Genomic DNA, 15980 nt, shown 5'->3' with positions numbered 1-15980 from the left:
CATCCTTGAAACATTAGATTTACAACAATCGTCACATTACCTAAATTAACTACAAAACACAATGCTCTTTTGGTATAAGCCAATGAGTTTAGTTACCCTATAAAAGGGTATAAAAGCGTGATGTAACACCGTTAGTCCAACCAAATCCTTGTTGTACTTGATATTCACCCCCGCTGGCTTTTTTTTGCGGTGTGCATACGTTATATTTTTCGAGCAAGCATTTATTTTCAATAAAATCTTGTTCTACCATTGTTAGCCAGTTTTTCATTATGCGTGTAGCTAATTGATCAATACCATAATTACGCAAGCCTTTTACCGCAAACCATTGTAATGGAGCCCAGCCATTCGGGCTGTCCCATTGCTGTGGAGTATCAACAACCGTTGTTACAATACCACCTACTTTTAAAAACTGCTCGCTCAATACGTTTGCAACCAGTTCAGCTTGCTGTTGCGAGGCTAAATTAACAAAAAGCGGGGTACTTGCCGCTGCACTTAAAATAGCAGACGGCTTAGATAGCTTATGATTATAATCAACAAAAAAACGCTTCCCATTACTCCAAAGATATTGATTAATAAGTAACTTTCTTTTTACAGCATAGTCGCTGTACGTTTGTGATTGTTGCTCATTACCAAGCAATTTAAAGCATTTACTAAGCTGATTTTCTAAATTGTACAGTAGGCAATTTAAATCTATGGGTACAATATCTGTCGTTTGAATTGAGCTTAGTAAGTTTGACTCGGCTAACCAGCGCGAGCTAAAGTCCCACCCAGATTCGCACGCAGCACGAATATTACGATAAAACTCAGTTTTTTTATCATCACTAAACCCTGATGCAAGCGCTAAGTCTTCTCTTAATGACTCTGCGCGAGGAGCCGCCTCATCATCCCAATAGCGATTTAATACCCCACCACATGGCATTGTTACCACGCGTTTTACACTTGTTTGCGTATCACTGAGTGTATCTGCTCCTTGCATCCAAAATGCGTGCTCTTTTGTTAAAGCTTCAACACACAATTTAAGCCAAGCTAAATTATGTGTTTTACTGTGAGTGTGCTGCCATAAAAGCTCAACCATCAGCGCTAAAATCGGCGGTTGTGAACGCGATAAATAATAACTGCGGTTACCATTTGGAATGCAGCCGTAATCGTTAATTAAGTCTATGAAGTTTTGTAGCATGTCTTCTACTACATCACTTTTATCTGCATCAATTAAACCCAGCGCAGTAAAGTAACTATCCCAATAATAAATTTCTTGAAAACGTCCACCAGGTACAATATAGCTGTGCTTTAAAGCGAGTAAAGAATTAGCTTTGGGTGTATCGGCTTCACGTCGAAGGCCGCTCCACAGTGAGTTTATGTAGCCTTTTACACTTGTGGTATTTGCAGCCCCTTTCATTGTTAATAAAGGTGTTGTTATAAAATGCGCATCAACAAAGTCTCTTAATTGAGTTTTATCAAGGGGTGCTATTTGCTCATACTGTTTACAGGCACTTTGCCAATCAACACGCGCTGTTGCATCAGCAAACGTTTTACAGTCGCTAAATATGTGCTGTGTTTGTACATCTTTAAATAATTGGCTATTAAAAAAACTCATAACTGTCCTAATCTATTAACTATTGACTGCGTGTTGTGAAATGGCATGGGTGCGTTTTTTAAAAATAATCACGCTAATAAAAATTAAACTAATGGGCACAAGTGAAAGATAAAAAGCATACTGGCCACTAAAGTGCTCAAATACATACCCGGTTATCACCGACCCTGTGGTGCCACCAAGTGCTGAAAACACAACGATTAACCCTGTCATTGCAGCATGTTTATGCTTTTGAAGCGCACTGAGCATGACTGAGTTGAGTACCGGATAAATGGGCGCCATAAAAAAGCCAATTAATGGCAAAACAAACGCCGCCAGAGGCGCATCAAATAAACTATTCACCTCGCTTTTAGGTAAGTTTTCCGTTAGTGGTAAGGTAATAATGATCAATGCAGCCATAGCAACTAAACAACAGCTAAGTACTACAAACCAATGAATATGCTTTAATACTTGGCCCGCCACTAAGCGCCCAAAAGCAAGAGCTGCGGCAAAAATACTCGCTAGTTGAATACTAATAGCTACTGGTAATTGCAAAACTTGATTATTAAATGTAGGCAACCAAGTCCCTACCCCTTGCTCGATTAACACATACAAAAATGCACTAATAATAAAAATCAGCACTAACGGTTGATAGGTAAGTTTGAGCATAGCAATAAAGTCATTCCAACCCGAGTTGCTTTTTTGACCTTTGATAGCAGGCTTTATTGGTGCTATTACGACACTGATAATCACCAAAAGCGTAAGCGCTGCTAATACGTAATAAACGTTCAACCAGGCATTGCTATCAACAGGGTCTATAAATGCGGTGAATACCCAATAGCCACTTAATACACCCACCATAAAAATGCCTTCTATGGTGTTCAGTAATGATGAGTGACTATTTGCATCCTCAGTCACTTGGCCAATAATTGAATAAACCGACACCTTAACGACCGCAAAACCACAACCCACAGCAGCAAATAACACTTTAAACATGTAAAAGTCACTTATTACAGCCGTACTCAAACACGCTATAGCGACAACTATCAGTGCTAGCAGCATTGCAAGCTTGTAGCCTAAACGTGGTATAAATGAAGCAACAACAAATGACATTATTGCAATAGATAAGTCTTTAAACCCCTCTAAAACCGACGCTTCGGTTTTGCTTACTCCTAATGTGTTTATAGCCTGCAAAATAACAGTGCCTACGCTATTTAATAATATTGCGAAAATAAAATAGCTTGCAGCAATTGCCAGTGTGATTTTTATTTTACTCATTGCGTGCCTCGTTTATAGCGACATAGGCCATAACGTTTATAAAGCAAATTACCCATAGCTGGTAAATTACCGTGTGTGTTAGTCAGTGAATCCTGAGTTTAGAGTAGAATAAATATCATTGCAATCGTTTGCATTTTAAATTTAACAATTAATATACATGCATACTAGATTAACGTTTGCTTGACTGGCGAGTAATTAACTCTATATCAATAACTTGTGATTCGACTTTTTCACCTGAAAACTGCTGTATTAACTTTTTAACTAACAAAGTCGCAGCAAATTGGGTGTTTTGTTTAATTGTAGAAAGTGAAGGATGGCTGATATCAGCCATGGCAATGTCATCAAATCCAACCAGAGCCACATCGTTGGGAATGCTCACGTAGCGCTCTTTCAGCGCTTTCATCGCTCCCAGTGCAACCATGTCACTACAGGCCATAATCGCGTCAAAATACAACCCTTTTTCACGTAATAATTGATTAATTGCTTGATAAGCAGAGCGACTGGTAAGATCAATGGATATAACATGCTGCTCAAGTTTATGGGTAGAAAGTGCAGCAGCGTAACCACGATGCCTTTCACTAATTTCACCATGCTCAGGGTCGCCTAAAAATAAAATATTTTTAGCACCGTGTTCTATTAAATGAGCGGTCGCTTGCATTCCTCCTAAGTAGTTATCGCTGCCGACAATAGGATAATTGCTTTGTGTTTTTGGATCCCCCCATACAACTAAAGGAATACCTGCATCGGCAGCCGCTTCTATATTAGTTTGGTTTTTTCCTTGCCCCACAACAATAATGCCATCTGCTCGGCGGCCATTAATAAAGTAATTAGCCCAGTCATCTTGCGCCATAATAGAGTTAGATAACAACAACTCTAACCCCTGTTGATTAAGCGCAAGGTTAATTTCGCTCACTACCTTGAGTAAAAATGGATCGCTGATTGATTGCTCGGTTTGCTCATCAAGATTAATAATGACGGCAACAACATTGGTCTTTTGCGTACGCAAACGGCTAGCTGCCGTGTTAAGGCTAAAATTATGTTTTTTTGCAAGCTGCTGAAGCTTGTCGCGGGTTTCTTGCTTAATGAGCGGATTATTATTCAGCGCGCGCGAAACCGTTGAGGTAGACACCCCAGCAAGCTTTGCTAAATCAGCTAATTTAATTTTTTTATTATTCATAAAACCCTAAACGCTCCACTGCGGCTGTTGCTATATCTAACTTACTGACAATATAGCATTATTATTTTTTACTGGCTTGCCCATTAACTTAAAAATTACGCTCTTGTGTAATTACGCTCAATAAAACAACAGCCCTTATTAATAAATAATTTACAAATAAATATTGCAAACGTTTGCATTTATCTCTAGAGTTTCAATTTATACAGCCTGTTTACATTAAAATTTAATCAATCTCGCTGTAATACACACTGTTTAACACACTAAAAACGGGATCTCACACATGAAATTCAATAAAGCAAAAAGCATGCTAGCCTGTGCAATTACTTTAGCCCTAAGCACACACGCTGCTCTTGCAGCAGAACAAGCAAAAGAAAAAAAGGTTGAGCGAATTGTCGTTTCTGGTACACCCGCAGGTGTTGGGATCAGAAAAATTGATGCCAGCTACGCTGTAACAAATATTGATTCATCACAAATTATAAAATTATCACCTAAAAGTACTGCTGACTTATTTAAAGCCGTTCCCGGTGTGTGGGTTGAAAGCTCTGGCGGTGAGTCTGGTGCCAACGTATTTGTGCGTGGGTTTCCAGGAGGTGGTGATGCGCCATTTTTAACACTCAGTATTGAAGGCTCGCCAGTTTACCCTGCCCCTACTCTTTCATTTTTAGAAAACTCATCGTTATTTAGAATCGATGAAACGATTGAAACAATGGAAGCACTGCGTGGTGGTCCTAATCCTGTGCTATCTAATGGTCAGCCTGGTTTAACAACCAACTTTAGATTAAAACGTGGCAGTGAAGATACTCAAGGCTTATTTAAATACACCACCTCAGATTACGACTTACAACGGATTGATGCTGTAGTAAGTGGTGAAATCACCGACGACCTATATTTTATGGTAGGCGGCTATGTTAAAAGCTCTCCTGGTATCCGTGATGCAGGCTTTACTTCTGAAAAAGGCAGCCAATTTACAATTAACATTACTAAAGAGTTAGACAATGGCGAGCTTAACTTTTATACCCGTCAAACAGACGATCATGGCGCATGGTACTTACCAACACCACTCAATGTTAATGGCATTGATGCTGAATATACCCAACTTGGCACACTTAACCGTCAAGCGACGATTTTTACCGGCCCAAATGCGCAACCACACGACATTGACCTAGGTGATGGCCGAGGATGGGATGGCCATGTATCCGGCGGTAGTATTAAACTTGAATTTGATAATGGCTGGCAATTTATTGATCGCTTCAATATTACCAAAGGCGATGCCAATACATTTGGCCTAGTACCCAATGGTTCAGCAACAACCGTTGGTGAAGTGGCCGACAATGGCCAAACGGCATTCGGTGCGGTAACTAACACCGAATATGCTAGTGACACTGCGATTCAGCAACTGGGTCGCTGGGTAGTATTAAAAGAAATAAGCTCGTTTACTAACGACTTAGCTTTTTCAAAACAATTTGGTGACTTATCAGCCACTTTTGGTTATTACACAGCAAGCACATCTGCGAGCGATTGGTGGAGCTTAGGTAATACCGCGTATCATGTGCTGGAAGCTGGTGGTGAGTTATTAAATGGTATTGAATGTAACCAAAACACTGACGGGTGTGGTTTTAATTACGATATTAGCTCAACAGGCGATGCCCGCACCAATGCCCTTTACTTTACAAGCCAATATAAATTTGCAGATGCATTTACGCTTGATTTAGGTGTACGTAAAGAAAACCATGATGTGCAGTACAGTGTTGATGAAGACCTTGATGGTATTATCACTAAAACTGTTGATTACGATGAAAGTAAAACCTCATGGACAACCGGTTTAAACTATTCAATTAATGACGATATGGGCGTGTTTGCACGTATTAACCGTGGTTATAAAATGCCATATTTTGATGACTTTAGAGATAACTTTGGCGCATACCAAGGGGGTGAAAAACTAATTAAAGAAGTAACGCAGGGCGAACTAGGTTACAAGCTTATTTCAGACTCTACCGACTTCTACGCCACCTTTTTTGTCAATGAAGTAAAAGGCGATACCTTTGTAAGTCGCCCGGGTGTGCCGGCTGAAATTTTAACCAACGAAGCGTATGGTGTTGAACTTGATTACAACTTTAATCATGAATCTGGCTTTTCTGTTAATTTAAATACCACATTACAACAAACCGAAATAACTGAAAGTCCAGAAAATAAAGGCAATGAAGCACAGCGCCAGCCTAAATGGCAAGTACGCGTAACACCAAGCTATGACTTTGAAGTAGACGGCATGTACGCCACTTTATATGGAACAATTTCAGCGGTGGATGACCGCTTTGGTAATAACGAAAACACCGTGACACTTGATGGATACGAAAAAGTAGACTTAGGTTTAATTGTTGAACCAATGGAAGGCATTAAACTGCAATTAGCCATAGATAACCTAACCGACGAGCAAGGTATCACTGAAGGCGACCCACGTAATGCCGACGCGCCCAATGGCCGTTACATTATGCCGCGTACAACACGCTTAAGTGTTAGTTACGCATTTTAATACACTCCCTAAGCAAAAAATTAAAGCCGCTGTGTTTAATACACGGCGGCTTTTTTTATTATAGGTGTCAACCTATTAGCAAGCTCTCTATGCGCACTAACGGGTAAGTGTATGCCCTCTTTCTTGCAAGATTGTATCAGCGGGTAACAATCTAAAAATACACACGTGTGACGCTCAGCGGCGGCTTTGAACTCAATGGATAATTGTTCAGCTTTTTTACCTGCACCTGCGTAAATGCTTTTATAACTTCCCACTTCATGAACCTTGGGTGGGCTTATAATGATTATCTTTGGTATTGTTTTACAGTGATAAAAGGCTTTAATGGCTAAAATTAACTCCTCAAGCGCTTTGCCAATATCGATAGCAGACAGTGCAAAACGTGCTTTTAAGTCATTGGTGCCAAGCTGAATAATAACAACATCAACAGTGTGCGCTTCCAGATACGGTTTTAAATATTTAATGCCCGATTTATCTCCCATAAACGGGGGGTTATTGACTAAAGTACGATTAGGCTCCCCGGCTTCAATCACTTCAAAGCCGGTGCCCAACTGCTGCTTTAATAAAGTAGGCCAGCGTTCAATTTCGCTCAGCCGTTTGCCATCAACAGGAGAAATACCAAAGGTATTGGAATCACCAAAACACAGAATATTCATTAAAACGGATTCAGCGTATAGCCTTGCTGCTGTAACTGCGCATGCGCAGTCATCGCAGAAAGCGCCATTTTCACCCCAGGTATAAGCTGTTCTGCTGCTACCTTCATATGCATTGCCGACTGCCCGCATACATATACCTGCGTGTTATTAGCAAGCAGCTGTTTAATTAAAGATTCGGTTTTGTTATCTTTTTCAAATCGTGTCCTATAAACGCTGTTTTGCAGTACATCAACGCTGGCTCCACCGTGTACCACCAGCGCAAGCTGAATATTTTCTGGTTTTACGCCGTGAGCCACATGCATATTAATAAATCGCGCTAACGAATTAATATGATTATTTTGCGCGCCCTTTTCAGCGCCTTTACCTACATCAAAAGCTATCTTGAACTGTGCTTGGCTTAAATCAGACACATGCTCGGGCACATTATAAAAATAACCATAGTCTTTAATAACAGGCGCAGGCTCTGCAGCAAGAGTACTAAAGCTAGCCAAAAGTAAGCTTGAGCCAATAAGTAACGTTTTCATACATCATCCTTTTTACTTTTTGTTTAGCCTAACGCTATTTAACGTGATTAACTAGCCTGAACATGTGAATGCGCTTTAAAAGTCATTCCTAAATAATTAAAGGTATGTTTAAACATATCGATAAATGCATCTGGCGCAGAGGGAGATGCGGCATTAGACAACAGTGAAAACTGTTTTTGACGTAAAGTTCTAAGCTTCGGTTTTAACGCCTCATCATCCATGTAATCTGTGATCCTGTCCATAAATGCTTTCATTTTTGGCGTGGTGTTATACCAGTACACAGGCGATGCGAACACCCAATGTTCGTAGCGAAGTAACACTTCAAACAAATTATAAAAATCATCATTGTGATACTGCTTATCGTAGCGATAAGGTGAAATAACATAATCATCTAAGCAAAAAACAATGCCGCTTTGTTGCTTACTATAGGCATTAACTTGCGCGGTAGTGTTGCCATTTTTACGACCACTTGAATATATGATTGCGATATGGTGTGCTGATTTTTCTTGCATTGGGTTAGCTCCTTTTCTTATGATGGAGCAAAGCTTAAAACCTCAAGTTAAGTTCAGGTCAATAAGAAATAATTTAATTTTTAAAAGGAATTAAAGTGATGGCGGTACAAAAAAAGCTTACTGAAGCCAACTTAACGGTTGGGTTTGTCGCTAAACGCAGTGGCGTTAAGGTATCTACACTGCACTTTTACGAAACTAAAGGGCTAATACGCAGTTGGCGAAACAGTGGCAACCAACGACGCTTTAAACCAGATGTACTAAGGCGAGTCGCAGTTATAAAAGCGGCACAAGCGATGGGGATCACGCTAGAAGAAATTAAACAAACTCTGGCAACGTTACCAGAGCAGCGCACACCTACCCAAAAAGACTGGTCTGCACTTTCAAAACAATGGCAAGCACAGCTTGATGAGCGCATTGCTTATATGCAACGTTTACGTGAACGGGTTGATGGCTGTATTGGCTGTGGGTGTTTATCAATGAGTAAGTGCCCTATTTATAACAAAGACGACCACTTAGGTGAAACCCAAAGTGGTGCCATTTTGTTAGAGCGAGATTAAGGCTTATAAAACCTTAATCTAGACCATTTAAGCCTTCTCGGGCAGCGCGATATAATGCCCCTAGAGTTGAATCAAATACTGATTTAATAAAACTGTAAGTCAGCTCTACGGCTTTACTAATAACTTTGCCAGCAAACACTAGCATGTGGCCGAGTAAACCTAAGGTTTGCGTTGCAAATGAAGCAGACGCTTTGGCTATTTTATCAAGCGTTCGCGCCAGCATATCGTAAAAAGTTAAGCCTGTACCTATGGCTGCTTGTGCTGCAACAGCACTGTAGTAACCCGAATCTTTTAATAAGGTAACTAACGCAGCGCCCAGTTTATCTGCCCAGTGTGAACTAAATGAAGCTTGGTTTCTGTCTTCAAACTTTAAACGTACTGGCGTGCTTAAAAAGTGGTTTGCTTTTACAGTTAAATTGCCCCAATTATTACTGTTTGCGGTATTGACATAGCCTGGCGTACCACTTAACTTGTGTGCTGCGCCTTTAAGACCCTGACCATTATCAAGACGAATTTCTTGGCCATTATAGGGCGCATGTGAAAATGGCCATAAAGGCACTTTTGTAACCGGATCAGCACCGTGTGTACAGCGGTATATTTTATCAATACGAGAAGTAGCAGCGCGTGAAAAGTTATCAAGCCCCACTCTTGGCGAGCCAAATGTATATAATTTAACCGGCAACGAATACTCTGCTTTTATCCAATCGGCTGAAAGCGTAGCCAATGCACCACCTAAACTGTGACCAACAATGTGCACACAGCCGGTTATTTTGTCTCGAATGTTAGCCGCTACAAACTCTTGTAAAGCGGGCTTCATGCTATAAAAGGTTTTATTAAACCCAGCATGTACCATACTGCCGTTAGAGCCACCGCTTAACCCAAAATGTGCATCTGTTAGGCCATCTCTAAGAGAAGCCGTGCCGCGAATAGTGATTACTGAATCACCTTGATACAGCCCTTGGCCATGTCCTAGCAAACCAAAACCAGTGCTTAAACCAAATAAATGAGAGAAAAAACCACCAGATATTCCTTGTACTGCTTCAGGGCTCACCCCAAAGTTAAAGCTACCTCGCAGAGAAGGATGCAAAGAATTATTAAGTAACGTGGTACTTTTAATACTCTTTGCTTTATAAGCAAGCAAAGCAACTTGTACAGCTTGTGTAGGAGTTAAAGTATTCATAAAATTCCCTTTAAATGATTATGTTAAAAGTTACATTTTACATGCACCATATATGGTAAAAAAATGCTCTGGCGCTTCTTCTATAGGTATGTCGTATGTTTGTGGCTCTTCGGCAATATCACACTCTAAGTTAGCGAGTAAGTTTTTTAGGGTATCACTCCCCTCGTGCATAGACACGGTTGTGTACCAAAGTACAACGCCCTCAGGCGTACCATTTTCTAAATAAACATGCTGAACCAGTGATTCATTATCAAACATGTTTGCAGGCTTACTCGTTTTTATAGATTTTTCTGTGAAGGTAAAAAAACCATTTTCATCGGTTATTGCTTCATCTTTATATTCATCACCATAAGTAAGCGCACGTACAACCTTAGTATTTGCAACAGGCTGCCCTTTATCTAACAACTGCCCCTTCATCGGAGCCGATAAAACAAAATCCTGCTTATTAAAAAAACCAAACATATCTGCACAAGCCTGTGTTGTAGTAAAAATAATAGTAATAGATACAACTACCAAAAAGTACGCTTTAAAACGCGATAACAAAATATACAACTCCCTACTATTAGCCTCAAAATATACGTGTCGTATTGCTATTTAATGACGTTTTAAACTCTTAACTATCAGCGTTAATGAAATTGCCATTTCAACTAAAATTTATTCTAATTGGGTACAAAGCGCACTGCAAGCATTTAGAGCAAAAAACAAGCAATAAATCTTTCCCTAAAAAAACACTTCATAAACCAGCTTACATATAATGCTAAACCCTAGTCCCATCATTAATATATAGCCATACAAAATAGCAATAGCGCCACCCGATGCATCCCCTATTTTGTCTATTTCAATACATGTAGAGCACACTATAAAAAAGATAAAAAAGTTAGCAATTAAGCCTAATATATAAGCTTCGCCAAATAATGGGGAAATACCGACTAATAACGCACTTAGCATAATAAGTATGCCTGAAAGCGCCTCCTTCAGAGAAAACTTATACTCAATAATTTTGAGCACCAAGGTCACGACCATTAATGCTAAAAAATAAACCGTAGGTTTAAACTGGCTATATAAATAATCCACACTAAACATTTGGCTAATCGTTAATGAGGGCTCTTTAGCTGGGCTTAAATCTTCTGTTATCGCGCTTGAAGCGTCATCGGTAAAAAAATACGCTACCGCAACAATAATTAACTTTATCATTCCAAAAAAGATAAAACTGGCGACCATAAACCCTATTGAATCGTCTCTGGTTAATCGCTTGTTTGCTTTACTTTCTACAATTTTAGCTAGCAATACACCCAATAAGCACACACTACCTAAATAAAGCAGCGCGACCCAAAACTGATCAAGATAAAAAACCGATAAGCCAGGGGCAATAAATAAAAACATTGAATCTTCATTATCTAACGAACTTTTAGGCTCAACGCTGTATTTTGACTGTTTAAAAAGTGCTAAATAAACAAATAATGGCTGTAAAAACAGCATTAAAATGCAGGTGTTTATAAGAGTCATTTATCATCCTTGATTACTGCCAACACACTGCGCCGAGAGTATTGGCAATTTCGAAACTAATTAAAGGTTTATTTTTTGAAAGTAGGTTTTAAGCTTTAATAAGCCCGACTCAAGCTCAAACTTTTGTATTTTAGGGTTTTTAAACTTAAACCCGTTTGATATGTGGGTATTGATCATCGTCGCTATGCCTTCAAAACCCGCAGGGGCAGTTGCGACTAAATCGCTCAATAATGGTTGAATAAGCTCTTGATGCTCTTCAATTTTGGTTGGATCCTCGTAAATATCGTATACAAGGTTGGTTAGTGTATGTTGGTTTTGTTGTTCCATAATAATTCTATAGCGCCTTAATTTGGCGTTTATAGCTCCTTTTTGGATTTGATATTTAATTGTTCATTGCTGCTACGGCATTTTCTTTTAATGTTTTAGCTAAAGTATCAGAGCCATCGTCTAACTTTTGATCTATCACATATTGCGCATTAATAATAACATTTGGCCAATCTTCAAGCTTTGTATAGATTTTTGCCAAATCGTAATGAATCGACCTTAACAGAATTGGATAGGGCTCTTCTGCCTGAGTTAAAAAAAGCTCATATAAACGTGCGGCTTCCTTTAAATCTTCCTCAACAAACAAACCACCATCATAAAGCCATGCAAGCCTGCGAATAGCCAAATTTTCATTTTTCAGCACACGGCGCTTTAACTCATTAACATAACGTGAGCCGTCCCCAGTATGATGGCCAATAAAAAGTAATGCTTCATACTCACCCATGTCGTAAGCTTTTTCGCACCACTTTTCAAGCTGTCTAGGCGCATACATTAAGCTTTTTTGACATTGAAGCATCACTGTATTTTTAGACAACTCAGGATTGTTGATATCAAGATCTGGCCATAAAGTCTTTGATAACGACTTAGCCTGAACTTGAGCAGTGATTGTGCAAAGAACAAAAAAAGCTATAAATATTTTTTTTACCATTTGAGAGTTCCATCAGAATTGACTCTTTGTTCAGGAATATGAACTTGAAATGATTTAACTGAATGTTTAGAAGGGAAACCTTCACGATAAAAGTATTGCTGCTTGAGAGTATTTATTTCAGTTGAATCGCCTTCACAACGCCTTTGAGATAGACAAGCAATACCCCCTATAAAATCTATAAACCTAATGCTATTTATTCCCCTAATTGGCATTAGGGTATCTAAACCAGGCTCGTAGTTTGAAGCCTGTACAGCATGCCATCGATGCATAAAAGCAACGATACGATTTGCTTTCGATTGATTTAAAACACCCGCTATATTATCAGCCCATATTTTATTACGACGGGTGTGCGTGCTCAAACAGTCCCCTCCAATATATTGATCATAAGAGCACTCCTTATCCATAGCCTCCATTATTTGTTGCGAAATATCTAAGGCAATAATTTTTAAGCCAATATCTCTAGCAGCTTTTGCTAATTCACCATAAGCTTTAGGAACTAAATAACCCCAAGCCCAGTTTTCATCAAAGTATTGTTGAATTTCTCTAAAACCTTTACCCGTACGTTGGTAAAAATCAATTTTTTCTTGCATAGAGCGTGGCAACATCTCCATCGCAAAATGAGTAAATCCAGCTCCTTTAAGCTGTTTTAGGGCTTTAATAGCTTCATATTTATAGCCAGCGGTATTATGGCTCGATTCACCAAGCATCACTAATCGCGCATTACCGGCCATTGTTTTGTAATTTACATCCGTGTTTATTTTATTCATTACCTATCCTTGTTTTTTATTTATGTGATACAGCTACTTTATATGTGAGTAAAAACAATAACTAGAGGTTTTTAAATTTCAACCAATTGAAATAGGTTCCTTTCAATTCTTTATAGCTAATCTTATTTATTATTTAAGTGGCTCAGAAGTTATCTGAGCCTTTAAAGCAATGTTAGTATCCAATACCCATGTAAGGAGATACTTTTACAGCTGCTATCACTACCTGATTTAGTTTTTCTAACATCCAATACAAAATTCGCTTAGCTTGCGCGTATGTATAATCAACAGCTATCACGCCAGGCTTCCCAACAAAGTTAAGAATATGCCCTAATAACCCCTGACAATCTTCAGCATATTTAGATGACATTTTAGATATTTCAACCAGACTACGAGCTAAAGCATCATAAATAGTTAGCGTTCCAGCAACCACACCTTGAGCAAGAATACTCGTGATTTTGCCACTCTCTCTTAGTAACGTTAGTAAAGCGCTCGTTATTTTTTCAGCCCAATGAGCATTAAAAGAAGCATGGTGGCGATTGTTGTATTTTAGACGTGTCATCGTTAAGTTAGATAAAGAGCCCTTTTCCATGCTCTTATAATCAGGATAACGAGATGCGGTATTGATATATCCAGGCGCATTTCCCGCCATTTTATGTGCAGCACCTGTAAGTGATACGCATGTGCTTATTCTGTACTCATTCCCTGCATGAACAAATGGCCAAACAGGAACCATAGGTACAGGATCACTTCGGTGTACTGCCCTATAAATTCCATTTAGGCTGGTTTCACTTTGAATAGCAAAAGGGTTATGACCAACTCTTGGAGAACCAAAAGTGTATAATTTTACAGGCACTTTATATTGCGCTTTAATCCAATTTGCTGCTAGCGTTGCTAATGCCCCACCAAGGCTATGGCCAACACAATGAACGGGGCGACCACCTACCTTACTCAATATAGCTTTTAACTGAGGCTTGATAGACTCAAAAGTACGGTTAAACCCAGCATGAACTGCTTTATAATTTGGCCCAACAGTTAAACCACAATGTAAATCCGTCAAAGTATCAGCAATACCTGCTGTACCACGAAAAGTTAGTACAACTTCACCTTTATGAGCGCCTTCTTTAGAACCAATTCCAAAAAAGCCAAAACCCGTTGCATGATTTAGCACGTGTTCAGCCACAGTACCTGAAATTCCTGTAAAAGCAGATTTTTTTGAATCAAACACAAAGTGCTTACTTATTATTCTACTCGGCTCTATGGTTGATGAGCTATTTGATACTGCTGCAATACTGTCATATGCAAATTCAGCTAATTGTGCCGCTACACTTGGCGATAAAATATTCATGTAAAGTCCTTTTCTATTTAAAAATCTTTAAAGTAATCTTCGCTATCTTCTATCTCATAAATTTCAAAATCATGTTCCCATCTACAAATACTTGAACCATCAAACTCCAAATTTGGATTTTCATGATTAGGAAAAACAAAGTTTACTTCTGTAGAATCTAAATCAGCATTTAAACTGCTCAGCTTTTGTTTGTATTCACTAGGCTCACTTATTCCGCTTAGCTTTGAACCCCAAAGTTTGTATTTTTTATCAGCATATACAGCAGTAATAGTTTGATAAGTAACCTCATGCGAGAACATATCACCGGGTATTTTTGATTCAATAACGACTTCAGGTAAATAAAATGAACCATCAGGAGCTGTTATTACCTGATCTTCTTTTTCAACTTTGTGTGCAAATTCCAGACTGCGATTAATTAAAACACCTTCAACTGGATTACCGTTTAAAGTAATAACCCCTTTAACTTCAGAGCACATGTGTACACTGTATTTTTTTATTAAACCAAACATAGTGGTTTGGGCCTCCTTACCTATATTTCTAATTATTTAAAATAAGTACCATTAATTAAAAAACGCGGTAATGAATCACTTTTAACCGTTACCTCATTACCCATATCGTGCCACATGCACGCCATGCCGAGTAATTGCAGGGGTAAGAATGAATCTACAGGGGCATGATCTGGACCTGCCTCATAAATGTGATAGCGCTCTTGCGCTTGTACGTTTTTGGCAAGTGCTTCATTAAAATCACAACCAACATCAAAAGTTGCTGGTGATAAAGCAGCTAGCGTTTCTAGGTATCCGAAAGCAATATATATCGCCCAGTCATCATTTTGCTTAACAGCCATTCCCATACACTCGTCAAGCAATTTTGGGTAATCGGCTTGATGATGGTGGTAAGCTTGAAAAACTTCAACGAGCTTATAAGAAACGGGGCCTGCTTGTGTCGCACTTTGTTTCATAGTTTCTATAGGGAAATTTGCCAAGCTATCCATACTTTCAGTATCGCGAGTAATCACCGCTAAAAAATAGGCATCAATCCATTCTGATGGAGCTGCATAACCGTTTTCTAACATACCTTTACCATTCCACGTTACTTCAGGTAAATTATATATTTTAAAGGTTTGCTCTTGCTCTGGCTGCTCTGCAAGCTTTAAGAACGCGGCGTACATTTTTGATGCATATCGTAACGCTGTTGCTGACTCTTTTTCTATCTCGGGAGTTTGAACTTCCCAAGTCAACCAGCGAGCTAGGTTAACCATATCCTCTGATATCATTAATAAATTGTCTCTTTTAATTTCAATGTCTTCTGCAATTTCTTCATAAGCTTGTTTTAATCGCTTTAAACGTCTTTTAAGAGATATTTTTTCAAATTTTGGAATGTAATTGCGATTTATAATCATATATAA

The 15980-nt window shown here is 38.9% G+C and carries 17 protein-coding genes; 2 read left to right on the top strand and 15 right to left on the bottom strand.

The window, feature by feature from the left end; translation table 11 throughout:
• Window positions 1–97: 97 nt before the first annotated feature.
• From treF to PISS_RS17045, 3 genes are all read right to left on the bottom strand, one after another.
• A complete protein-coding gene (gene treF, locus PISS_RS17055; RefSeq protein WP_058155813.1) occupies window positions 98–1594 on the bottom strand; it encodes an alpha,alpha-trehalase TreF in 1497 nt (498 codons plus the stop codon).
• A 15-nt stretch (window positions 1595–1609) separates the two neighbouring features.
• The gene (locus tag PISS_RS17050; protein WP_024602688.1) at window positions 1610–2848 is read right to left on the bottom strand and encodes an MFS transporter; all 1239 of its coding nucleotides are present in this window, start codon (window positions 2846–2848) and stop codon (window positions 1610–1612) included.
• Window positions 2849–3017: 169 nt separating this feature from the next.
• Window positions 3018–4025: a LacI family DNA-binding transcriptional regulator gene (locus tag PISS_RS17045; protein ID WP_010389326.1), complete on the bottom strand. Its 1008-nt coding sequence runs from the start codon at window positions 4023–4025 to the stop codon at window positions 3018–3020.
• Window positions 4026–4305: 280 nt separating this feature from the next.
• Between PISS_RS17045 and PISS_RS17040 the strand changes: the two genes are divergently transcribed.
• Complete coding sequence (locus PISS_RS17040) at window positions 4306–6555, top strand: TonB-dependent receptor (RefSeq protein ID WP_058155811.1); 2250 nt, start codon at window positions 4306–4308, stop codon at window positions 6553–6555.
• 35 nt (window positions 6556–6590) lie between these two features.
• On the opposite strand, the gene PISS_RS17035 is transcribed toward PISS_RS17040, so the two are convergent.
• From PISS_RS17035 to PISS_RS17025, 3 genes are read right to left on the bottom strand one after another with little or no spacing between them, the layout of a single operon-like run.
• Window positions 6591–7208 (bottom strand): GDSL-type esterase/lipase family protein, encoded by a 618-nt coding sequence (locus tag PISS_RS17035; RefSeq protein WP_058155809.1) that lies wholly within the window; start codon window positions 7206–7208, stop codon window positions 6591–6593.
• Window positions 7208–7732: a DsrE family protein gene (locus tag PISS_RS17030; protein ID WP_024602685.1), complete on the bottom strand. Its 525-nt coding sequence runs from the start codon at window positions 7730–7732 to the stop codon at window positions 7208–7210. Before PISS_RS17030 ends, PISS_RS17035 begins: the two co-directional genes overlap by 1 nt.
• Before the next feature lie 47 nt (window positions 7733–7779).
• Window positions 7780–8244, bottom strand: coding sequence for a flavodoxin family protein (locus tag PISS_RS17025; RefSeq protein WP_024602684.1), 465 nt, complete (start codon window positions 8242–8244; stop codon window positions 7780–7782).
• 98 nt (window positions 8245–8342) lie between these two features.
• Here PISS_RS17025 and soxR point away from each other — a divergent pair, with 98 nt between their 5' ends.
• Window positions 8343–8801 carry a redox-sensitive transcriptional activator SoxR gene (soxR, locus tag PISS_RS17020; RefSeq protein WP_013462989.1) on the top strand — a complete coding sequence of 153 codons (459 nt, stop codon included), beginning with the start codon at window positions 8343–8345 and terminating at the stop codon, window positions 8799–8801.
• Between the two features lie 13 nt (window positions 8802–8814).
• Here the strand turns inward: soxR and PISS_RS17015 are convergent, their stop codons facing one another.
• The 9 genes from PISS_RS17015 to PISS_RS16975 all read right to left on the bottom strand — a co-directional run bounded on the left by PISS_RS17015 (window position 8815) and on the right by PISS_RS16975 (window position 15974).
• Window positions 8815–9981: a lipase family protein gene (locus tag PISS_RS17015; RefSeq protein WP_058155807.1), complete on the bottom strand. Its 1167-nt coding sequence runs from the start codon at window positions 9979–9981 to the stop codon at window positions 8815–8817.
• Window positions 9982–10011: 30 nt separating this feature from the next.
• Window positions 10012–10524, bottom strand: coding sequence for a DUF6795 domain-containing protein (locus PISS_RS17010; protein ID WP_013462987.1), 513 nt, complete (start codon window positions 10522–10524; stop codon window positions 10012–10014).
• A gap of 177 nt (window positions 10525–10701) precedes the next feature.
• On the bottom strand, window positions 10702–11487 hold the full coding sequence (locus PISS_RS17005) for a hypothetical protein (RefSeq protein ID WP_013462986.1): 786 nt from the start codon (window positions 11485–11487) through the stop codon (window positions 10702–10704).
• A 60-nt stretch (window positions 11488–11547) separates the two neighbouring features.
• Window positions 11548–11814: a hypothetical protein gene (locus tag PISS_RS17000; protein WP_013462985.1), complete on the bottom strand. Its 267-nt coding sequence runs from the start codon at window positions 11812–11814 to the stop codon at window positions 11548–11550.
• A 55-nt stretch (window positions 11815–11869) separates the two neighbouring features.
• The gene (locus tag PISS_RS16995) at window positions 11870–12460 is read right to left on the bottom strand and encodes a hypothetical protein (RefSeq protein WP_058155805.1); all 591 of its coding nucleotides are present in this window, start codon (window positions 12458–12460) and stop codon (window positions 11870–11872) included.
• On the bottom strand, window positions 12454–13227 hold the full coding sequence (locus tag PISS_RS16990) for a ChaN family lipoprotein (protein WP_033102973.1): 774 nt from the start codon (window positions 13225–13227) through the stop codon (window positions 12454–12456). Before PISS_RS16990 ends, PISS_RS16995 begins: the two co-directional genes overlap by 7 nt.
• Before the next feature lie 172 nt (window positions 13228–13399).
• Window positions 13400–14572: a lipase family protein gene (locus PISS_RS16985; RefSeq protein WP_024602677.1), complete on the bottom strand. Its 1173-nt coding sequence runs from the start codon at window positions 14570–14572 to the stop codon at window positions 13400–13402.
• Between the two features lie 17 nt (window positions 14573–14589).
• The gene (locus PISS_RS16980) at window positions 14590–15081 is read right to left on the bottom strand and encodes a DUF6795 domain-containing protein (protein ID WP_024602676.1); all 492 of its coding nucleotides are present in this window, start codon (window positions 15079–15081) and stop codon (window positions 14590–14592) included.
• A 32-nt stretch (window positions 15082–15113) separates the two neighbouring features.
• The gene (locus PISS_RS16975) at window positions 15114–15974 is read right to left on the bottom strand and encodes an immunity 49 family protein (protein WP_029750456.1); all 861 of its coding nucleotides are present in this window, start codon (window positions 15972–15974) and stop codon (window positions 15114–15116) included.
• Window positions 15975–15980 lie beyond the last annotated feature (6 nt).

Origin of the sequence: Pseudoalteromonas issachenkonii (assembly GCF_002310795.1) — a bacterium.
GTDB classification, from domain to species: domain Bacteria; phylum Pseudomonadota; class Gammaproteobacteria; order Enterobacterales; family Alteromonadaceae; genus Pseudoalteromonas; species Pseudoalteromonas tetraodonis.
The sequence above is the reverse complement of the archived record's forward strand: the minus strand, read 5'-3'. Positions and strand labels throughout refer to the sequence as shown.